Origin of the sequence: Arthrobacter sp. UYCo732 (assembly GCF_040547265.1) — a bacterium.
Taxonomy (GTDB): Bacteria; Actinomycetota; Actinomycetes; order Actinomycetales; family Micrococcaceae; genus Arthrobacter.
Genome location: NZ_JBEPPJ010000001.1, coordinates 187846 through 208848 on the forward strand (window position 1 = coordinate 187846; position 21003 = coordinate 208848).

Annotated in this window: 17 protein-coding genes; 9 read left to right on the forward strand and 8 right to left on the reverse strand. The window is 64.8% G+C overall.

Annotated features, from left to right (window positions below):
* Positions 1 to 14: 14 nt before the first annotated feature.
* The 5 genes from ABIB45_RS22505 to ABIB45_RS00860 form a co-directional block, all read right to left on the reverse strand.
* Positions 15 to 89, reverse strand: coding sequence for a 50S ribosomal protein bL37 (locus tag ABIB45_RS22505; protein WP_104061284.1), 75 nt, complete (start codon positions 87 to 89; stop codon positions 15 to 17).
* A 105-nt stretch (positions 90 to 194) separates the two neighbouring features.
* The gene (locus tag ABIB45_RS00845) at positions 195 to 809 is read right to left on the reverse strand and encodes a PadR family transcriptional regulator (RefSeq protein WP_354213992.1); all 615 of its coding nucleotides are present in this window, start codon (positions 807 to 809) and stop codon (positions 195 to 197) included.
* The gene (locus tag ABIB45_RS00850; protein WP_354213993.1) at positions 809 to 1651 is read right to left on the reverse strand and encodes a DUF4097 family beta strand repeat-containing protein; all 843 of its coding nucleotides are present in this window, start codon (positions 1649 to 1651) and stop codon (positions 809 to 811) included. The genes ABIB45_RS00845 and ABIB45_RS00850 overlap by 1 nt, the downstream gene beginning before the upstream one ends.
* A gap of 222 nt (positions 1652 to 1873) precedes the next feature.
* A complete protein-coding gene (locus ABIB45_RS00855; RefSeq protein WP_354213994.1) occupies positions 1874 to 2473 on the reverse strand; it encodes a GDSL-type esterase/lipase family protein in 600 nt (199 codons plus the stop codon).
* Between the two features lie 120 nt (positions 2474 to 2593).
* Positions 2594 to 6403: a multifunctional oxoglutarate decarboxylase/oxoglutarate dehydrogenase thiamine pyrophosphate-binding subunit/dihydrolipoyllysine-residue succinyltransferase subunit gene (locus ABIB45_RS00860; protein ID WP_354213995.1), complete on the reverse strand. Its 3810-nt coding sequence runs from the start codon at positions 6401 to 6403 to the stop codon at positions 2594 to 2596.
* A gap of 464 nt (positions 6404 to 6867) precedes the next feature.
* Here ABIB45_RS00860 and ABIB45_RS00865 point away from each other — a divergent pair, with 464 nt between their 5' ends.
* From ABIB45_RS00865 to ABIB45_RS00885, 5 genes are all read left to right on the forward strand, one after another.
* Complete coding sequence (locus ABIB45_RS00865) at positions 6868 to 8202, forward strand: hemolysin family protein (RefSeq protein WP_354213996.1); 1335 nt, start codon at positions 6868 to 6870, stop codon at positions 8200 to 8202.
* Positions 8199 to 9269 carry a hemolysin family protein gene (locus ABIB45_RS00870; RefSeq protein ID WP_354213997.1) on the forward strand — a complete coding sequence of 357 codons (1071 nt, stop codon included), beginning with the start codon at positions 8199 to 8201 and terminating at the stop codon, positions 9267 to 9269. Before ABIB45_RS00865 ends, ABIB45_RS00870 begins: the two co-directional genes overlap by 4 nt.
* Before the next feature lie 128 nt (positions 9270 to 9397).
* Complete coding sequence (locus ABIB45_RS00875) at positions 9398 to 10387, forward strand: metal ABC transporter solute-binding protein, Zn/Mn family (protein WP_354213998.1); 990 nt, start codon at positions 9398 to 9400, stop codon at positions 10385 to 10387.
* Positions 10384 to 11199 carry a metal ABC transporter ATP-binding protein gene (locus tag ABIB45_RS00880; protein WP_354213999.1) on the forward strand — a complete coding sequence of 272 codons (816 nt, stop codon included), beginning with the start codon at positions 10384 to 10386 and terminating at the stop codon, positions 11197 to 11199. The genes ABIB45_RS00875 and ABIB45_RS00880 overlap by 4 nt, the downstream gene beginning before the upstream one ends.
* Complete coding sequence (locus ABIB45_RS00885; protein ID WP_354214000.1) at positions 11199 to 12074, forward strand: metal ABC transporter permease; 876 nt, start codon at positions 11199 to 11201, stop codon at positions 12072 to 12074. Before ABIB45_RS00880 ends, ABIB45_RS00885 begins: the two co-directional genes overlap by 1 nt.
* Before the next feature lie 18 nt (positions 12075 to 12092).
* Here the strand turns inward: ABIB45_RS00885 and ABIB45_RS00890 are convergent, their stop codons facing one another.
* Positions 12093 to 12581 (reverse strand): Fur family transcriptional regulator, encoded by a 489-nt coding sequence (locus tag ABIB45_RS00890; RefSeq protein WP_354214001.1) that lies wholly within the window; start codon positions 12579 to 12581, stop codon positions 12093 to 12095.
* A 111-nt stretch (positions 12582 to 12692) separates the two neighbouring features.
* Here ABIB45_RS00890 and ABIB45_RS00895 point away from each other — a divergent pair, with 111 nt between their 5' ends.
* Entirely contained in the window at positions 12693 to 13349 is a 657-nt protein-coding gene (locus ABIB45_RS00895) for an MBL fold metallo-hydrolase (RefSeq protein ID WP_354214002.1), read from the forward strand.
* Positions 13350 to 13353: 4 nt separating this feature from the next.
* On the opposite strand, the gene ABIB45_RS00900 is transcribed toward ABIB45_RS00895, so the two are convergent.
* Positions 13354 to 14430 (reverse strand): PLP-dependent cysteine synthase family protein, encoded by a 1077-nt coding sequence (locus ABIB45_RS00900; protein WP_354214003.1) that lies wholly within the window; start codon positions 14428 to 14430, stop codon positions 13354 to 13356.
* Between the two features lie 67 nt (positions 14431 to 14497).
* Here ABIB45_RS00900 and ABIB45_RS00905 point away from each other — a divergent pair, with 67 nt between their 5' ends.
* From ABIB45_RS00905 to ABIB45_RS00915, 3 genes are all read left to right on the forward strand, one after another.
* On the forward strand, positions 14498 to 15352 hold the full coding sequence (locus tag ABIB45_RS00905) for a sulfurtransferase (RefSeq protein ID WP_354214004.1): 855 nt from the start codon (positions 14498 to 14500) through the stop codon (positions 15350 to 15352).
* 74 nt (positions 15353 to 15426) lie between these two features.
* Positions 15427 to 16584, forward strand: a complete 1158-nt coding sequence (locus tag ABIB45_RS00910; RefSeq protein ID WP_354214005.1) for an NAD(P)-dependent alcohol dehydrogenase — start codon at positions 15427 to 15429, stop codon at positions 16582 to 16584.
* Positions 16581 to 17009 carry an HIT family protein gene (locus ABIB45_RS00915; RefSeq protein ID WP_354214006.1) on the forward strand — a complete coding sequence of 143 codons (429 nt, stop codon included), beginning with the start codon at positions 16581 to 16583 and terminating at the stop codon, positions 17007 to 17009. The genes ABIB45_RS00910 and ABIB45_RS00915 overlap by 4 nt, the downstream gene beginning before the upstream one ends.
* Positions 17010 to 17052: 43 nt before the next feature.
* Here the strand turns inward: ABIB45_RS00915 and hrpA are convergent, their stop codons facing one another.
* Complete coding sequence (gene hrpA / locus ABIB45_RS00920; RefSeq protein WP_354214007.1) at positions 17053 to 21000, reverse strand: ATP-dependent RNA helicase HrpA; 3948 nt, start codon at positions 20998 to 21000, stop codon at positions 17053 to 17055.
* Between the last annotated feature and the right edge of the window lie 3 nt (positions 21001 to 21003).

Consider the following 21003-nt stretch of genomic DNA (forward strand, 5'->3'; position numbering starts at 1 on the left):
CTCCAAGCATTGGCTTAGGCGTTGGGGCGCTTCCCGTGGTTCGCGCCGCCACGCTTACGGTCACGACGTTTACGTGCACGCTTGCTCATAGCTGGCCTCCTTAAATGTTGGTACTCAAAAGAGCTGCCCTCAAGTCTCCCACACCATGGGACACGCCGCGAAACGCGTCCCCCTGAACGACGGCGCCCGGCCGTTCAGCCCGGCAGCGAGTTACGGATGGAAATGCGCGCCTGGTCCAGGACTGCCCTCACCGTCTCCAAAGTAACGGGGCTGAGCGGCTGACGGCTGGCTTGGAGGCGCAGCTCAACGCGGAGATCGTCCCGGAATGCCTGGAGCAGCATCTCGGCCTCCTTGAGTTCGCGGATCCCCTCGGAGGACTGCCGGGTGGCCGCCTTCCTGAAGTCGGCGGCGCGGGCCGTGGAGCGTGCCGCTTCGGCCGTGGCGGCCAGGTCTGCCCGCAGGCCCCGCATGTTGGCGCGGATGTCCGCACGCAGGTTGTCCGCCAGCCGGCGGACCGAGGCGGAAATGTCATTCTCGACGCCGGCGAGTTCGTCCCGGCGCTTGTTCAGTTCCGCGAGCCCTGCTGCAGTGATGCGGTAGTTGGTGCGGCGGCCGGCTGACTCGGTGGCAACGAGCCCCGCCTCCTCAAGTTTCCCGAGGCGGGGGTAGATGGTGCCGGCGCTGGGGGAGTAGGTGCCGCCGAACCGCTCGCTGAGTGCCTTGATCAGCTCATAGCCATGCTTGGGCCCGGACTCCAGCAGCGCCAGGAGGTAGAGCCGCAGTGCACCATGGGCGAACACTGGGGGCATTAGTGCCCTGCTTCCGGATCTTGTGCTTGCTCGTTCCGGGCGGGCTGGCCGTGGAAGATGGACGTTTTGCCGGACACCGAGTTGGTGCGGACCAGCATCAGCTTGCTGTCGGGGCCGGCAATGGTTTCCACCTTGCCGCCGGGCTGTGAGTACTGATGGTCATCGATCACCACAACGCCGCTGGCGGACTTGACCACGATGTCCACGCCGACGTCGTGCGGCAGCCTGATGGTGACATCACCCGAGACGGAATTCGCACCGAAGTCATTCGTGAAGCTGAGCAGATCGAAACTCATGTCACCGCTGACGGTGTTGGCGCGGATGTTGCTGAACCGGCCGGACGCCGTGACCTCGCCGGAGACGCTCTTGGCGGTGAGGACGCCGTCGTGGTTCCGGGCGATGACTTCGCCGCTGACGGTGTTGACGTGCAGCTGCCCGCACGTCCCGTCAGCCATCACGGAGCCAGATACGGTGTTGAGCCGGGTACGGCCGCTGACGCCGGAGACCAGGCCATCTCCGCTTACGGTGCCGGCCTCCACCTCGACGCCTGCGGGCACGGCGATGCTGATGACTGCCGAATTGTTGCTGTTGTGGTTGACGGTCCCCATTAGGTTCTTGAACCAGCCCTGCGGGCCATGGAGCTGATGGCGGACCTCAAGCCTGCCCTCTGTCAGGGAAACTGCGACCGGATCACCCTGGACGTCGTTGATCTCCACACGGGCAACGGAGCCGGCGTGCGCGACGACGTCAAACCTCCCGCGGACCATGCCGAGCTTCAGCGATTTGACATCGTCAACGTCAATGACTTGCGGGCCTGTGACGGTCCAGCTGTTCTCTGCCATGAGCCCTCCAAGGCCGCGATATATCGTGACTGATATCCCAAGATACAACGCGCTGCTCGGCAGGTCAAGATATATCGCGAGTGGAGTAAAGCGGATCGCTTCCCACCCCCAACGCTCTCTCACTTGTTGCGGGTTTTCCAGGGACGCTCTCCAGCTGTCTTCAAGACAGTGAGAGAGCGTCCGGTAATAACCTGCAGTAAGTGAGAGAGGGTGTGGCCGGAGCTACTCGGGCGCGTCCATCTTCAGCCACTGGAACCAGCCGCGGTGCAGGACCAGCCAGGCCATCAGCCCATAACCCGCTTGCCCGGGGGTACCGCTGTTTGCGGCGAGGTCCTGGCGCCACTGTTCGTGGTTCAGGAGCGGGGAGAAGGTGTCCACGTACAGGTGCTTGCGCCGTGTGGTGACGTCCGCGAAGGCGGTGTTCAACTCGGCGAGGCGGCGGTTCTGGGCAGGGTCCAGCGTGGGAGGCGGCCCCACCACGAACACCTCGATCCGGTTTTGTGACGCGGTATCGAGGATGTTGGCCAGGTTCAGGCGGCTCCGCGCCGTGGAGAGGCCAAATTCGATGTCCCGGCCCGAAAGGCCGATCACCAGGCGGTTCTCGTGGTGGGCGCCGAAGCGGCGCCCGGCCTCTTCCAGCCAGCGGGCGGCGAGCCCCTCCGTTCCTTCCTGGGGACAAGGGAGGGCATAGCTTTCCATGGCCACGCCGTCCTGCGGAGTGCGGGCCAGTACGCGGCCCAGCCAGCCGAGCGCCCTGGGATCGCCCAGCCCGGCCAGCAGTTCATCTCCAACAGCTGCGAGCCGCAGCTTCCTGTCTTCCACAAGTCCCTCTTAACGTCCGTGCCGACTGTTGCCAATCGGCGTGGCTATGGTCCATCCCATTAAACAGAACTGCCCGGCCGGAGTCTGGTATTTCGACGTCCGGCCGGGCAGCCACTGCTGTTACTTCCGTGCAAATGCCTGCTTCAAGAGCGTATCCTGCTCGACAGCGTGCCGCTTCATGGAGCCGGCGGCCGTGGAGGCCGAGGCCAGACGCGACACCAGTCGGACGCGCCGGTCCAGCGCCTCCGGGAGGTGCAGGCCCATAAACGGCCATGGACCCTGGTTGGCGGGCTCGTCCTGTGCCCAAACAACCTCGGCGTTCGGGTACTTGGCCAGTTCCGCAGCGATCTCCTCGTGGGGCAACGGGTACAGCTGCTCCACGCGGACAATCGCGGTGGTCTTGTCATCGGTCTTCTGCCGCGTGGACAGAAGGTCGTAGTAGAGGCGGCCGGAAACCAGCAGTACGCGTTCGACGGCGTCTGCCGCCAGCTGCTCATGGTCACTGATGACGGGGCGGAAGCCGCCGGTGGTGAAGTCCTCCACGGACGACGCGGCAGCCTTGAGGCGCAGCAGCTGCTTCGGCGTAAAGATGATCAGCGGCTTCCGCGGCCGGCTGTAGGCCTGGCGGCGCAGCAGGTGGAAGTGCGATGCCGCCGTGGTGGGGTTGGCGACGATCATGTTCTCTTCGGCGCACATCAGCAGGAAGCGTTCGATCCGGGCCGAGGAGTGGTCCGGGCCCTGTCCTTCGTAGCCGTGCGGGAGCATCAGGACCAGGGAGGAGCGCTGGCCCCACTTCTGTTCGGCCGAGGAGATGAACTCATCGATGATGGTCTGCGCGCCGTTGACGAAGTCGCCGAACTGCGCTTCCCACAGCACGAGTGCATCCGGGCGTTCCACCGAGTAGCCGTATTCGAAGCCCATGGCCGCGTATTCGGACAGCAGGGAGTCGTAGATCCACAGCTTGGCCTGGTCGTCCGAAAGGTTGCCCAGGGGCAGCCATTCGCTGCCATTGGCGCGGTCGTGGAACACGGCGTGGCGCTGCACAAACGTGCCGCGGCGTGAGTCCTGGCCGGCAAGCCGGACAGGCACGCCTTCCATGATCAGCGAACCGAAGGCCGCGATCTCGCCGAAGCCCCAGTCGATGCCGCCTTCGCGCGACATCTGCTCACGCTTCTCAAGCAGCTGCTTGAGTTTGCCGTGGACGGTGAAACCCTCGGGGATTTCGACGTGTGCCTGGCCGATCCGTGCCAGCGTTTCCACCGAGATGGCGGTGGATGCCGGGGCGTTCGTGCCGAAATCGGCCTGCTGGGCGATGGGACGCTCGATGTCCGAGACGGCGGCAGAATCAGCCGTGATAATCGGGATCGGGGATGTCTGGGCTGCGTGCGTTTCGGCGAAGACCCGCTCCAGCCGCTCCTGGTAGTCGCGGAGCAGTTGCTCTGCTTCTTCCTCGGTGATGTCGCCACGGCCGATGAGCGCCTCGGTGTACAGCTTGCGGACGGAGCGCTTGGCTTCGATCAGGTTATACATCATTGGCTGGGTCATCGAGGGGTCGTCGCCCTCATTGTGGCCACGGCGGCGGTAGCACACCATGTCGATCACAACGTCCTTGTGGAAGCGCTGGCGGAACTCGTAGGCGAGCTGGCCAATGCGGACCACGGCCTCCGGATCGTCACCGTTCACGTGGAACACCGGTGCCTGGATCATCTTGGCGACGTCCGTGGAGTACGTGGACGAGCGCGACGACGACGGGGCGGTGGTGAAGCCCACCTGGTTGTTGACCACCACGTGGATGGTGCCGCCGGTGCGGTAGCCGCGGAGCTGGGACAGGTTCAGCGTTTCGGCAACCACGCCCTGGCCGGCGAAGGCAGCGTCGCCGTGGACCATGATGGGCAGGACCGGGAAAGCCATGCCCTGGTCCAGGCGGTCCTGCTTGGCGCGGACGATGCCCTCGAGGACGGAGTCCACCGCCTCGAGGTGGGACGGGTTGGCCGCCAGGTAAACCTTGGTCTCGTTGCCGTTCTCGGAGGTGAACGTGCCTTCCGTACCAAGGTGGTACTTCACGTCGCCGGAACCCTGCACGGAGCGGGGATCCTGGGTGCCTTCGAATTCGCGGAACACCTGGGCATAGGTCTTGCCGGCGATATTGGTCAGCACGTTCAGGCGGCCACGGTGGGCCATACCGATCGCGACCTCGTCCAAGCCATCGTCAGCGGCGTCGGAAATGATGGCGTCCAGCAGCGGAATCAGGGATTCGCCGCCTTCGAGGGAGAAGCGCTTCTGGCCGACGAACTTGGTCTGCAGGAAGGTTTCGAACGCTTCTGCTGCGTTGAGCCTGGACACGATGCGCAGCTGCTCTTCGCGGCTGGGCTTCGAGTACTCGTGCTCCAGCTGGTCCTGGAACCATCTGCGCTCTTCAGGCTCCTGGATGTGCATGTACTCGATGCCCGTGGTGCGGCAGTAGGCGTCGCGGAGTACGCCGAGGATGTCGCGGAACTTGAGCATGGGGGCGCCGCCGAAACCGCCGGTGGGCCATTCGCGGTCGAGATCCCAGAGGGTGAGCCCGTAGGTCAGGACGTCGAGGTCCGGGTGCTTGCGCTGGACGTACTCGAGGGGATCTGTGTCCGCCATCAGGTGGCCGCGTACGCGGTAGGAGTGGATCAGTTGCTGGATCCGGGCGACCTTGTTGATTTCGTCAGCGGGGTCAACCTGCAGGTCGAGGCTCCAGCGCACGGGCTCGTACGGGATGCGCAGCGACTCGAAGATTTCGTCGTAGAAGTTCTGGGCGCCGAGGAGCAGCTGGTGTACCAGCTTCAGGAACTCGCCGCTGCCGGCACCCTGGATGACGCGGTGGTCGTAGGTGGAGGTCAGCGTGAGGACCTTGCTGATCGCGTTCTGCGCGATGATCTTTTCGCTCGCGCCCTGGAACTCGGCCGGGTAGTCCAGCGCGCCGACGCCGATGATGGCAGCCTGGCCCTTGGACAGGCGCGGCACGGAGTGGACGGTGCCGATGCCGCCGGGGTTGGTCAGGGACACGGTGGTGCCCGAGTGGTCATCAGCGGTCAGCTTGCCGGCGCGGGCGCGCTTGATCAGGTCCTCGTAGGTGTGCCAGAACTCGGAGAAGTTGAGGGTCTCCGCCTTCTTGATGTTCGGCACCATCAGCAGGCGGGTGCCGTCCGGCTTGGGCATGTCAATGGCGATGCCGAAGTTGACGTGTGCCGGCTGGACAGCAACAGGCTTGCCGTCCACTTCGTCGTAGTAGACGTTCATGGACGGGAACTGCGAGAGCGCCCGGATGACGGCGTAGCCGATCAGGTGGGTGAAGGAGACCTTGCCGCCGCGGGCGCGGGCCAGGTTGGAGTTGATGACAACGCGGTTGTCAATCAGCAGCTTGGCCGGGATGGCACGGACACTCGTGGCGGTGGGGACCTCAAGGCTGGTGACCATGTTGGTGGCAATGGCCTTGGCCGGACCCCGCAGGACGGAGACCACGTCTTCCTCGGGGGCTGTGGGTGCCTTGACGTTCTTGGGCAGCTGCGCGGGAATCGGCGGGGCGCTGGTGCCGGGCTCGGTCTTTTTCGCGCCATCGCGGGCGACCGTTGCGGGGGCTTTCTTTGCCGCTGCCGGAGCCGCTGCCGGAGCGGCTGCCGGTGCTGAAGGCTGTGCGGCCGGCGACGGTGCCGGGGCAGTTGCAGCAGGCGCCGCAGCCGGAGCTACGGCAGGCATTTCACGTGTGGCGGGGTTGGCTGCGGCGGCTGACGTGCTCCCGTTGGAAGACGATTCGCTGCCCGAGTCGAAGGATTCGAACAGCGGCCACCACTTGGTGTCCACAGTGTTCCTGTCCTTTTGGTACTGCTCGTACAGTTCGTCAACGAGCCACTCATTTCCGCCAAATTCCTCTGGTAGACGGTGGCTAGGCTGCTCTGGCACTTGAAATACGCCTCTTCCATGAGTTTGGTTTATCTCTGGCCGCCAAGGTGCCTCAGCACAACAATCGAACCAGTCTCTGCGTCCTGAACCCGGACCTTTGCCAGTCTAATGAGCATTCTGTGTTAACTGCCAATAACGGTGACCCAAATCATGGAATGACGTCGAGATCACGAAATGTGGCGGCCCCGGGGGCATGCGGAAGGCGCAATCCGCTCCTGTAGACTGACCTTCTTATGGACAGTAAATCTAGGTGCCGGCCTGGGGGCTGTCAGCGGAGCATGAAAAACAGTTTCGCGCAGTCTCCCCGCAGAGCCGGCAAACCCCGAACACGCGCCCATCACTCTCCCTCGGTTCACTCCGGCGGAGCCCCTATGGAAACAGCGTCGGTTTCGGCCGACCATCCTCCGCCGGGCCGTTTCCCCCGGACTCACTCCGTTTCCCCCGGCTTCCAGGCGGGATGCTGAATGGAGTGGTTGCTCCTCGCGGCAGGTTTCCTGCTGATCGCCGGCACCGGCTTTTTTGTCGCCGTCGAGTTTTCCCTGATTGCCCTTGACCAGGCCACGGTCCAGAACGCCATCGACAACGGCGACACCGGGGCCGTGCCGCTGCTCAAGTGCCTGAAATCCCTCTCAACCCAGCTTTCCAGCTGCCAGCTCGGTATCACCCTCACCACGCTCCTGACCGGCTACGTCATGGAACCGTCCGTGGGGCGCCTTCTTGAAGGCCCGCTGGCCGCCGTCGGAATTCCCGATGTGGCGGCGGTATCCGTTTCACTGGTGATTGCCATGGTACTGGCGACGCTCCTGTCCATGCTGCTGGGCGAACTGGTACCGAAAAACATGGCCATCGCGCTGTCCTTCCCGGTGGGTAAGGCGCTGGCGCGGCCGCAGCTCATTTTTACGGCGATCTTCAAGCCCGCCATCGTGTTGTTGAACGGCTTTTCCAACAAGGTGCTGAACGTTTTTGGCCTCGAGGCCAAGGAAGAGATCTCGCGCGCCCGGACGCCTGCCGAGCTGGCCTCCCTGGTGCGGCGTTCCGCCGCCATGGGAACGCTCGACGCCGGGACGGCGAACTTCGTGTCGCGGACCCTGAACTTCTCGGCCCGGACGGCCGCCGACGTTATGACCCCCCGTATCCGGGTGGAAACCATCGACGCCGACCAGCCGGTCTCGGACATCCTGGACGCCGCACGGCGCACCGGTTACTCCCGGTTCCCGGTCATCGGCGACTCCGCCGATGACATCAAGGGACTGGTCCACGTCAAGAAGGCAGTGGCCGTGCCCTGGGACCGGCGCGCCAACCTGGAGGCCGGTGCCATCATGACCGATGTCCTCAGGGTGCCCGAAACCATCCACCTTGATGCGCTCCTGGCCGAACTGCGGGAAGGGAACCTGCAGCTCGCCGTCGTTCTCGATGAATACGGCGGAACCGCCGGCATCGCCACCCTCGAGGACCTTGTGGAGGAAATCGTGGGTGAAGTGTCCGACGAACACGACAAGGTCCGTCCGGGACTGCTCCAGAGCGCCTCCGGGGACTGGTACTTCCCCGGGCTGCTGCGGCCCGACGAACTGTCCGAACAGATCCCGGGACTCACCGTCCCGGATGAGGCTGCATACGAAACTGTGGGCGGCTATGTCATGAGTGAACTGGGCCGCATTGCCGTCGTCGGGGACACCGTCCCTGTGGGCGGCGGCATCCTGAGCGTGACCCGCATGGACGGCCGAAGGATCGAGCGGATCTGCTTCCACCCGGCTGCTCCTGAGCCTGAGGCCGTTGCGGATGACAGGAGTGCGCCATGAGTGACTGGGCAGGAATAGCCTGGCTGGCTGTGCTCCTGCTGGGCAACGCGTTTTTTGTCGGCGCCGAGTTTGCGGTCATGTCAGCGCGGCGGAGCCAGATCGAACCCCTCGCCGACGCCGGTTCCAAACGCGCGCAGACCACTTTGCGCGCCATGGAAAATGTTTCGCTGATGCTGGCCTGTGCACAGCTGGGCATCACAGTGTGTTCGCTGCTGATCCTGCAGGTCGCCGAGCCGGCCATCCACCATCTGATGGCTGCTCCGCTGGAGGCAGTGGGGCTGCCGGTGGAGGTTGCCGACGTGGCGGCGTTTGCCATCGCCCTGATGGTGGTGACCTTCCTCCATGTGACGTTCGGTGAGATGGTCCCAAAGAACATCTCGGTGTCGGCAGCGGATAAAGCTGCCCTGCTGCTCGCGCCGCCGCTGATGTTTGTGGCCCGGCTGGTGAACCCGGTCATCTTTGCGCTGAATTGGTCCGCCAACCACATCCTCAAACTCCTGCGGATTGAACCCAAGGATGAAGTGAACTCGTCCTTCACGCTTGAACAAGTCCAATCGATCGTGCAGGAATCCACCCGTCACGGACTGGTGGATGACGACGCCGGCCTGATCGCCGGTGCCCTGGAGTTTTCCGAATATAAGGCGTCCGACATCATGGTGCCCGTGGAGAAACTGGTCATGCTGAAGGAAGCCACCACGCCGGTGGAGTTCGAAAAGGCTGTCAGCAGGACGGGCTTCTCGAGGTTCCCGATGGTGGACGGGGACGGCATACTCTCCGGCTATCTGCACGTGAAGGATGTGCTCTCCATTCCCGACGAGGACTACCAGCACCCCATTGCCGAGAGCAGGATCCGTTCCCTGGCCAACCTGGCCCTGGGCGACGAGGTTGAAACGGCCATGTCGGTCATGCAGCGCACGGGGTCACACCTGGCCCGCGTCATCGGCGCGGACGGCCAGACCCACGGCGTCCTGTTCCTGGAAGACGTGATCGAACAGCTCGTAGGAGAGATCAGGGACGCTACGCAGGCCACCGGCATCAGGCGGCTCGGCCAGCCCAACGGCACCTAGCCTGGCGTGACGACGAGCCGGGCCGGATCAAACGTTCCGGCCAGGCTTTTCTAAATAGGAATCATTCCTATTTAGGAGTAGACTTTGTGAAGAGTCAAAGAGTCTCCCCGTCCTGATCTGAGGTTTCCGTGCGCCACTCCGCTGCCATCCGAACGTCCCTTGCGGCCCTCGCGGGCTTCAGCCTCCTGCTGACCGCGTGCAGTCCTGGTGGCGGGCCGTCCGTCCGGTCCGGCACGGAAGCGTCATCCGGGGCCATCGACGTTGTGGCCTCCACCAACGTCTACGGTGACATCGCCGGAGTGATCGGCGGCGACCAGGTCAACGTCACCGCCATCATCACCAAGACCAGCCAGGATCCGCATTCCTATGAGGCCACCGCGCAGGACCGGCTGGCGGTCTCCAAAGCGGACCTGGTGATCGAGAACGGCGGCGGCTACGACGCCTTCCTGCACAAGATGGCCGATGACAGCAACATCGGGCACGGCAATATTCTCACGGTCGTGGACGTAGCAGGCCTTGCGCCGGAGCAGGAACACGCCGGGACGGCCCCAGCCGCCCGTGAAGACACCCACGATCACCAGCACGCTGCGTTCAATGAGCACGTCTGGTACAACCTGGATGCCATGAGCAAACTCGCCGATTCCCTCGCGGCCAAACTTGGCGAACTGCAACCCGGATCAGCCGCCCGTTTCACCGCCAACGCCGCCACCTTCAAATCCGGGGTGGAAGGCCTGACCGCCAGGCTCGCTGCACTGAAAACCAAGGGGGCCGGCGGGCCGGTCGCTGTGACGGAACCCGTTCCGGTCTACCTCCTCGAGGCGGCAGGGCTGGAGAACCGGACACCGGAGGACTACACCGCCGCGATTGAGGAAGGCTCGGATGTGCCGCCTTCCGTCCTGAAGGCCGCCACCGAAATGGCAGGATCACCGGACATCAGGTTCCTGGCCTACAACGACCAGACCGCGGGACCGCAGACGGAGGCGCTGAAGAAGGCAGCCGAGGCGGCGGGCGTTCCTGTGATCGATTTCAGCGAAACCCTGCCCGAAGGCAAGACGTACCTGCAGTGGATGACGGACAATGTGGACAACGTCAGCAAAGTTTTGGAGACAAATAGGTGAAACCGGTGGTGAGCCTCCGCGGGGCGTCCCTGCAGTTCGGCAAACGCACGCTCTGGGAGGATCTCGACCTGGACATCAGGCCCGGCGAGTTCTTCGCCGTCCTGGGCCCCAACGGCAGCGGCAAGACCAGTTTCCTTAAAGTACTGCTGGGCCTGCAGAACCTGCAGTCCGGCAGCGCCACCCTCGGTGACCGGCCGGTGGAACGGGGGAGCAGCCTGATCGGCTACATCCCCCAGCAGAAGTCGTTAGCCCCGGACACACCCATGCGGGCCCGCGACCTGGTGGGGCTCGGGGTGGACGGCCACCGGTGGGGCCTGCGGCTGGGCATGTCCCGGGTCAACCGCAGGATTGACGAACTCCTCGAGCTTGTGGGAGCAACCGACTACGCCAAGGTTCCGGTAGGACAGCTCTCCGGGGGCGAGCAGCAGCGCCTTCGCGTCGCCCAGGCGCTGGCCACCGACCCCCAGGTCCTCCTGTGCGACGAACCCCTGTTGTCCCTGGACCTGCACCACCAGCAGGCCGTCAGCTCCCTGATTAACAACCAATGCCACGAGCAGAACAGTGCCGTGGTGTTTGTCACCCATGAAATCAACCCGGTCATCGATTACGTTGACCGGGTGCTGTACCTGGCCGGCGGCCGCTTCATGGTGGGAACACCGGAGGAAGTCATGACCACGGAGGTCCTCTCGGAACTCTATGGCAGCCACGTGGAAGTCATCCACGCGAACGGGCGCATCGTCGTCGTCGGCCTGCCTGACGCCACCACCCACCACCACGACGATGTCCACGCAACGGCGGGGGAGGTGGCCTGATGGATGCGGACAGCATCATCGCTGCGATCTTCAGTTTCGAAAACTACGGCGAACTCCTGGCACTTGTCCAGAACTCCATCTGGGCAGGCGCCATCCTGGGACTGCTCGGCGGCCTGATGGGCACCTTCGTGATGAAGCGGGATTTGGCCTTCGCCGTCCATGGCATCTCCGAACTCTCCTTCGCCGGCGCCGCCTTCGCGCTGCTGATCGGCGCCGATATTGTGTTTGGCTCCCTGATCGGCTCGGTGGCGGCGGCACTGCTCCTGGGCCTGATGGGGGTCAGAGCGCGGGACAAAAACTCGATCATCGGGGTGATCATGCCCTTCGGCCTGGGCCTGGGCATCCTGTTCCTCTCCCTCTATCAGGGCCGCGCCGCCAACAAATTCGGCCTCCTGACGGGACAGATCGTCTCCGTGGACACTGTCCAGCTGCAGGTCCTCGCCGGCGCAGCCGTGGTGGTGGTCGCTGCGCTGGTGCTCATTTGGCGGCCGCTGAACTTCGCCAGCGTGGATCCGGAACTGGCCGAGGCCCGCGGTGTGCCCGTCCGAACCCTCGGAATCGTATTTATGGTGCTGCTGGGTGTGAGCGTGGCGCTGTCCATCCAAGTGGTGGGCGCGCTGCTGGTGCTGGCCTTGCTCATCACGCCGGCGGCGGCGGCCCTGCGGGTGACGTCTTCGCCCGTAGCCCTGGTGATCCTCAGCGTCATCTTTGCCGTCACGGCCACCGTGGGCGGAATCCTGCTTGCCCTGGGCGGACGCATCCCGATCAGCCCCTATGTCACCACCCTGTCATTCCTGATCTACGTGGTGTGCCGCATTATCGGCGGCGCCCGGGACCGGAAAGGCATCAACGGGCGGTTGCTGCAGGCGCGCTGATGCAGCGGTCCTGGGCCCTCAGAGTTTGCCGGCGGCCCGGAGGACAGTGCAGTCGGGGCAGAGGCCGAAAATCTCCACGGTGTGCGCCACCTCGGTAAAGCCGTGTTCGGCGGCGGTCCTGGCAGCCCACGTTTCCACTGCCGGGGCTTCAACCTCTACGGCCTTGCCGCAGTTGCGGCAGAGCAGGTGGTGATGGTGCCCGGTCACGGCGCAGCGCCGGTAGACCGCTTCGCCCTCGCCGTTGCGCAGCACGTCCACCAGGCCGTCGTCGGCGAGGGACTGCAGGATCCGGTAAGCCGTTGCCAGGGACACCGAGACGCCCTTGTTCTGCAGGATGCGGTACAGCTCCTGGGTGCTGACGAAGTCGTCCAGCTCGTCCAGGGCGGTGCTGACGGCCACGCGCTGCTTGGTGACGCGCTGCTCCTTGGCCGGGTTGGCTCCGGCCCCCGCACCGGCACCGTATGGAGCGTTCGACGGCGTCGCGTCAGCTTTGGTGCCGAACGGCATGGAGAAACTCGCTTCCCTAAGGGACGGTGGCAAACATCAAGATTACCAGTCGGCACAGTCCGGCCATCATCACCCCTTGGAACTCCAGGAGCCGGAACCTAGGCTGGCGCTATGAAGCTGACAAAATACACCCATGCCTGTGTCCGGCTCGAAAAGGATGGAAAGGTCCTGGTACTTGATCCGGGAACGTTCTCGGAGACAGCCGAAGCCCTGGACGGCGCGCATGCCGTGCTCATCACCCATGAGCACCCTGATCACGTGGACGTCCCAGCCATAACCCGGGCGCTCGGAACGGCAGCCGGCCTGGCCGTGTTCGCTCCGGCCGGCGTGGCTGCCGCACTGCGGCAGGAAGCGCCGCAGGCAGCTGACCGGATCAACGCCGTTGAACCCGGTTCCATGTTTGACGCTGCCGGCTTCAACGTGCAAAGCTTCGGCGGCCAGCACGCGCTGATCCACCCGCAGATTCCCATGGTGGCCAACATTGGCTACCTGGTGGAAGGGAACGTCTACCACCCGGGGGATTCCTTCATCATCCCGGACGGCCCCAGCGTCCAGACGCTTCTGGTTCCGATCCACGCACCGTGGAACAAAGCCGGCGAAGTGGTGGACTTCGTGATCGGGGTCCGCGCACCGCGCGCATTCCAGATCCATGACGGCCTGCTGAACGAAACGGGCCTGAAGATGGTGGAAGGCCATGTTGCCCGGCTGGGTGGCAAGTACGGCACTACGTTCACGCATCTTGCCCCGCGTGAATCTGTGGAGGTCTGAACGGCTACGCGGTCCAGATGCCGGTCTCGAAAAACCGTCGGATGACGTCCTCATGCGGCTCGGGGTCCAGGCCCTGGGCTGCAAGCCACGCCGGATTGTAGTAGTTGCCCGCGTAGCGGTCGCCGCCGTCGCACATCAACGACACAATGCTGCCGCGCTGTCCTTCGGCGACCATTTCCGCCACCAGTTGCCAGACACCCCACAGGTTGGTGCCGGTGGACGGTCCGGCGTGCAGGCCGGCGAAGGTGTGCAGGTGCCGCATGGCTGCGATGGAGGCGGCATCGGGAACCTGGATCATGTGGTCGATGACGCCGGGCACAAAGCTCGGCTCCATCCGCGGGCGGCCGATGCCTTCAATCCGTGAGGGCAGGCCGGTGGTTTCACCCGTACCGTTCAGCCAACCGGGGTAAAACGCGGAATTCTCCGGGTCGACTACCGCGAGGCGGGTGTCATGGCCGCGGTAGCGCAGGTAACGGCCGATGGTCGCGCTGGTTCCGCCGGTCCCCGCACCCACCACGATCCAGCGGGGGACGGGGCCTTCCTCCAGCTCCAACTGCCCAAAGATGGACTCCGCGATGTTGTTGTTGCCGCGCCAGTCCGTGGCCCGCTCCGCGTACGTGAACTGGTCCATGTAGTGGCCCTTGGATGTGGCAGCAACGTCTGCTGCCGCGGCGTAAACCTCGGACGCATGGTCAACCAACAGGCACGAGCCGCCGAACCGTTCGATCAGGGCGATCTTCTCCCGGCTCGTTGTGCTGGTCATGACGGCGACAAACGGCAGTCCCAAAAGCTGCGCGAAGTATGCCTCGGAGACCGCAGTGCTGCCGCTGGATGCCTCCACGAGGGTGGTACCTTCGTGGATCCAGCCGTTGACCAGGCCGAAGAGGAACAGCGAACGGGCCAGCCGGTGCTTGAGGCTCCCCGAACGGTGCGTGGATTCGTCCTTCAGGTAAAGCTGGACGCCCCAGTGCCGCGGGAGCGGTACCGAGTACAGATGGGTATCAGCGGACCGGTTGTTTTCTGCGTTGACTTTCCTGATGGCCTCGTCGGCCCATGCCCGGTCCGCGCTCGCGTTCTTCACCGGACCAACTCTAGCTAGAGTTGGTCCAGCGACTAAACCTCACCAGCACAATTTGCCAAGGAGAACAATGGGTCCACTAATGGCTGTCCCGGCTTTGGCGGCGCGTTTCGAGGCCGGCCAGCGCACCGTGGTGCTGGATGTCCGCTGGGCTTTGGGTGACCCGCATGGCCGGGAACATTACCTTGAAGCGCATATCCCCGGTGCAGTCTTTGTGGACCTTGCCACCGAGCTTGCTTCGCCTGCAGCGCCGGCGCGGGGACGCCACCCGCTTCCACCGGTGTCGGAATTCCAGGCAGCCGCTCGACGCTGGGGAATCAACAACGGCGACGTTGTGGTGGCCTACGACAACAGCGGTAACATGGCCGCTGCCCGCGTCTGGTGGATGCTCCGCAACGCCGGGTTCCCGGACGTTTACCTGCTCGACGGCGGCCTGGCCGCCTGGCAGGGCGCCGGACTCCCGCTGGAATCCGGAGCAGTGGAGGCGGTGCCGGGGAACGTTTCCCTTTTCGAGGGCGGCATGCGGGCTATTCCGGCAGCCACTGCAGCGGACTGGCCAAAAACGGGCATCCTCCTGGATGCCCGGGCCGGCGAGCGATACCGGGGCGAGTTCGAACCCGTAGATCCGCGTGCCGGGCACATTCCGGGCGCCCTGAGTGCCCCGACGACGGAGAACGTGGACGGCGCCGGGCGTTTCCTGCCGGCATCCGAGTTGCGGCGCCGGTTCGAAAACCTGGGCATCCGGGACGATGTTCCTGTTGCCGTGTACTGCGGCTCGGGTGTGACCGCGGCGCACCAGGTGGCTGCCCTCGAAATCGCAGGATTCCGGGCCGCGCTTTACCCGGGCTCGTTCTCGGAATGGTCGAACAATCCTGATCTTCCCGTGGCAACTGGAAGCACACCCGGTACGCCAGCGGGGCAATGACGGCCCTGCCCTGACGTCCGGGCTGACCGGCCCCGAGTGGAAATGCCGCGGCCTGCGAGGGTAGCGTCGCAGGTATGACCCCAGGACGCCCCGTACCGCCGCCCCTTGCCCGCCCGGTTTTGCCCGCCGATACCCCTGCATCCGATCAGGACGCCGGACTGATGTCGGCCGCGTATGGTGCAGTCTCCGAAGACAGTGGTCTTGTGCCCCTGACGCTGGCCCGCCGTGCCCCCAAAGCGGATGACGTTGAGATCGCCGTCGAATTCTGCGGCCTGTGCCACTCGGATGTGCACGCCACACGCGGTGAATGGGGGAACCAGAATTACCCCCTGGTCCCCGGGCACGAAATCGTGGGAACGGTCAGCCGCGTCGGTTCCGCCGTGGATGACTTCGCGCCGGGCGACCGTGTGGGCGTCGGTTGCATGGTCGATTCCTGCCGCGAATGCGACAGCTGCCTGGACGGCCTGGAACAGTACTGCGAAAACGGGCTGACCGGGACCTACGGCGCCAAGGATCCGCGTAACGGCGATGCCATCACGCAGGGCGGCTACTCGTCTGCCATGGTAGTGGACCGCCGCTACGTGGTCCGCGTGCCTGCCAACCTTGACCCGGCCGCCGTCGCACCGTTGCTCTGCGCCGGCGTCACCACGTTCTCTCCCTTGCGCCACTTCGACGTGGAGCCAGGCGACGTGGTGGGCGTGGTGGGCCTCGGCGGTCTCGGGCATATGGCCGTAAAACTGGCCAAGGCCATGGGGGCCGTGGTTAAGGTCTTCACTACTTCTGAAGGCAAGGTGCCGGCCGCGCTGGAGCTCGGAGCTGACGAAGTGATCCTGTCCCGCGACGAGGACGCCATGGCCGCCGCGAACCGCACCATCGACCTCATCATCGACACCGTGGCGGCTCCCCACGATCTCAACCCCTTGTTCCGCACCCTGCGCTTGGACGGTGCGCTGTTCCAGCTGGGCCTGCCTTCCGAGGCCATGCCTCCGGTGAATCCGGGGGCCCTGATCAGGCGGCGGATCGCGTATGCAGGTTCGCTGATCGGCGGCATCGCCGAAACGCAGGAGATGCTCGACTTCTGTGCCGAGCATGGGGTGGTGGCGGACATCGAACTGGTGCGCGCCGACCAGCTGAATGAGGCCTACGACCGAATGGTGGCAGGCGACGTCAAATACCGGTTTGTGCTGGACACCAGCACGCTGCAGGCCCCGGCCGAGGAGGCAGACGCATGAGCACCCTGTTCACCAAGATCATCAACGGCGAGATCCCCGGACGCTTCGTCTGGCGGGAGGCCGATGTTGCGGCCTTCCTGACCACGGGTCCGCTGGCCGATGGGCACACCCTGGTTGTCCCCACCGAAGAGGTGGACCGCTGGACGGACGCTTCCCCGGAAACCCTCGCGAAGGTGATGGAAGTGGCCCGCCGGATCGGTGCCGTCCAGCTGGCGATCTTCCCAGCCGAGCGGGCGGGCCTGATCGTGGCCGGCTATGAGATCAACCACCTGCACGTCCACGTGTGGCCGTCCCGGAGCATGGCTGACTTCGACTTTGCCTCAGCGGACCACAACCCGGACCCGGCAGTTCTGGACGCCAACGCGGAAAAGCTCCGCGCAGGGCTCCGGGCCGCGGGCTACGCGGAGTTCGTGCCCGAGAGCTAGGCCTTGCGCTCGCGCCGGCCTGCCTGACCGTTGACTCGAAGGGCTAGGCCGGCGCGAGTGCTTTGTTCAGGACGGCCCTGATCCGTTTTTCGGAGACAGAGTAGGCGGTTCCCAATTCGACCGCGAAGAGGCTCACCCGGAGCTCTGCGATCATCCAGTGCACCTGGGTCAGTTCGGCACCCACCCGCCGCCCGGGCAACAGGGCCGACACGGCGTCGTCGTAGTCGTCTTCCAGGCGCTGGACGGCGGCCATGTTCAGGGCATCCCGCTGGACGTTGCCGGGAAGCCTTTCGAGGCGTTTCTCGACGGCGGCCAGGTACCGGGGGAGCTGGCTCAGCTGGGCGAAGCCGGTGCGGGCAACGAATCCGGGGAACACCAGCTGTTCGAGCTGGCTTTTGACGTCGTTGAGCGCGCTGATCAAGGCCAGGCTGGTTGTTCCTTTGAGCTGCTTTTCGATCCGCCGGGTGCTGGCCAGGATGCGTTCCACCACGGCCGTCACGCTGAACACAGTGTCGATCAGTTCCGCGCGGACCTGCTCGTAGAGTGCGTCAAAGGACTCGCGGTCCCACGGGACGTCCGGCGGGGTCAGCTTGTCCACTGCGGCGAGGGCGCAGTCGGCGATCAGGGCTGACACCGAACCGTGCGGGTTCTGGCTGAACGTGAGCTTTTCGGTGTTGTTGAGGTGCTCAAGTACGTAGCGGTCCGGCGAAGGAACGCGCAATGCCAGCAGCCGGATCACGCCGCCCCGCATGGCCGCCTGCTGTTCCGACGACGTCTGGAACACGCGCAATGCAACGGACGTTCCTTCGTCCACCAGTGCTGGGTAGCCGGTGACTGTATGGCCGTTGACCACGTTGCTCACCTGCTGCTGGACTGTCCCGAAGGTCCATTCGGTCAGGCCGCCCTGTTCCCTGAAGCCCGTGCCGGCGCCAGCGCCGGAAGAGTTTCCGCCTGCCGATACAGCGGGTCCGGTACCGCCGGCCTTTCCGGCTGACGCGGATTTTCCACGTGACGGCGGCGCGGTGGTCCCGGGCGTCGCCCCCAGAGATTCCGCAATGGCGCGGCGCGTGGCGGGGGCCAGCAGCTCCTGCAGAGCAGCCAAGTCCTTGCCCTCGTCCAGCACCTGGCCCTTGCTGTCCACCACTTTGAAGCTCACCCGCAGGTGGGAGGGAACGGTGTCCCAGTTCCAGGACCCCGGCGGGATGACCTGGCCGCGGATTCGGCGCAGGGCCAGTTCAAGCGATGCTTCCAGCTCATCGCTCGCAGGGTCAAAGTCCGCCTCAAGTGCGGCCACGGCCTGGCGGGCCACGTCCGGGGCCGGGACAAAGTTCTTGCGGATCTGTTTGGGCAGGGATTTGATGAGGGCAGTCACCAATTCCTCGCGCTGGCCGGGGATCAGCCAGCGGAAGGCCTTGTCGTCCAGCTGGTTGAGGAAAAGCACCGGCACTTCGGCCGTGACGCCGTCGGACGGGTTGGGCGGCGAGCCCGGCGCTACAGGGTGGAACTCGTAGGTCAGCGGCAGCTCGAAGCCCTTGTGAAGGAGCGTCTTGGGGTACGCGGCCTCGTCCAGGTTGTCGGCTTCTTCGTTGAGCAGCAGCGACTTGTCGTAGTCCAGGAGGTCCGGGTTCTTCTGCCGGGCGTCCTTCCACCATTTGTCGAAATGGCGCTCGGACACCACGTCGGGGCCGATCCGTGCGTCGTAGAACTCGAACAGCGTTTCGTCGTCCACCAGCAGGTCGCGGCGGCGCATCCTGGCCTCGAGCTCTTCCACTTCCAGGAGCAGGGCGCGGTTGCGGTGGAAGAACTTGTGGTGCGTTTTCCAGTCGCCCTCCACCAAGGCATGCCGGATGAACAGCTCACGGGCCAGCACAGGATCCACGCGGCTGTAGTTGACGCGGCGCTGGGGAATGATGGGCACGCCGTACAGGGTGACCTTCTCATACGCCATGACCGCACCCATTTTGGTGGACCAGTGGGGTTCGCTATAGCTGCGTTTAACCAGGTCCGGCGCCACTTGTTCGGCCCAGACGGGATCGAACTTGGCGGCGACCCTGGCCCACAGCCGGCTTGTTTCCACCAGTTCGGCAGCCATCACGAAGGTGGGGGACTTTTTGAAGAGTGCCGAACCGGGGAAGATTGCGAACCGGCTGCCGCGTGCGCCGGCGTACTCGCGCTTGCGCTCGTCAAGGATGCCGATGTGGCTGAGCAGACCCGACAGCAGGCTGATGTGGACGCCCTCGTGGTTGCCCACAGGATCTGCGAGGCGTTTGTTGTCCAGGCTGATACCCAGCGGGCGGGCCAGCTGGCGGAGCTGGGCGAACAGGTCCTGCCACTCGCGCACCCGTAGGTAGTTGATGAACTCGGTCCGGCACAGCCGGCGGAACTGGGTGGACGAGAGTTCCTGCTGCTTCTCCTGGATGTAGTTCCACAGGTTCAGGAAGCCGGTGAAGTCCGAGTTCTCGTCGCGGAAGCGGGCATGTTTCTCGGTGGCGAGCTGCTGCTTGTCTGTGGGACGCTCGCGCGGGTCCTGGATAGTCAACGCTGCGGCCAGGATCATTACTTCGCGGACGCAGCCGCGCTTGCCGGCTTCCACAATCATCCGGCCCAGGCGCGGATCGACCGGCAGTTGGGCAAGCTGCTGCCCGACGGCGGTGAGCCCGCCGCTCTTTGCGTCACCGGGACGGATGGCACCCAAGGCGCCGAGCTCGCGCAGGAGCGTCACGCCGTCGTTGATCGCCCTCGAATCCGGGGGCTCCACAAACGGGAAATTCTCCACGTCCTTGGGCCCGCGGGCAACACCCATGGCGGTCATCTGGAGGATGACGGCAGCAAGGTTGGTGCGCAGGATTTCGGGATCCGTGAACAGCGGCCGGGATTCGAAGTCCTCTTCCGAATACAACCGGATGGCGATGCCGTCGGACACGCGGCCGCACCGGCCGGACCGTTGGTTCGCCGACGCTTGGGACACGCGCTCGATGGGCAGGCGCTGGACTTTGGTCCGGTGCGAGTACCGGGAGATGCGGGCGGTGCCGGTATCGACGACGTACTTAATGCCGGGTACGGTCAGGGACGTCTCCGCCACGTTGGTGGCGAGAATAATGCGGCGTTTGCCGCCAGGGTGGAAGACCTTGTGCTGTTCCTGCAGGCTGAGCCGGGCAAAAAGCGGCAGGACTTCGGTGCCGGCCAGCCGCCGGTTGGACTGGATCCTGGCATTGAGCGCGTCGGCGGCGTCGCGGATCTCGCGCTCGCCGGAGAAGAAGACCAGGATGTCGCCGGGTGCCTCGGTGGCGAGTTCGTCCACGGCGTCGCAGACGGCGTCGAGGGGATCTCGGTCCTCCTCGAGTTCGTCGTCGGACGCTTCGTCATCGGCGCCGCCGGCAGGCTGGGACAGCGGACGGTACCGGATCTCCACCGGGAACGTGCGCCCGGAGACTTCGATGATGGGGGAGGGGTCATCCTCAGAGCCGAAGTGCTTGGCGAAGCGCTCCGGATCGATGGTGGCTGAGGTGATGATGATCTTCAGGTCAGGCCGCTGCGGCAGGATGCGTTTGAGGTAGCCCAGGATGAAGTCGATGTTCAGGCTGCGCTCGTGTGCTTCGTCAATGATGATGGCGTTGTACTTACGCAGCAGTTTGTCGCGCTGGATCTCGGCGAGGAGGATGCCGTCGGTCATCAGTTTGACCTTGGTGGCGCGGCTGACTTCGCCCGTGAACCGCACCTGGAAGCCGACTTCCTGGCCGATCTCCACCCCGAGTTCCTCCGCGATGCGCTCAGCGACCGTGCGGGCAGCGAGCCGCCGCGGCTGGGTGTGCCCGATCAGGCCGTTGTCGCCCAGGCCCAGTTCCAGGCACATTTTGGGGATCTGGGTGGTCTTGCCGGAGCCGGTCTCGCCGGCGATGATGGTCACCTGATTCGCTGCAATGGCAGCCATCAGGTCCTCGCGGCGCTCGGAAACGGGCAGCTCGGCAGGATAGGAGATATGAAATGTCATGGC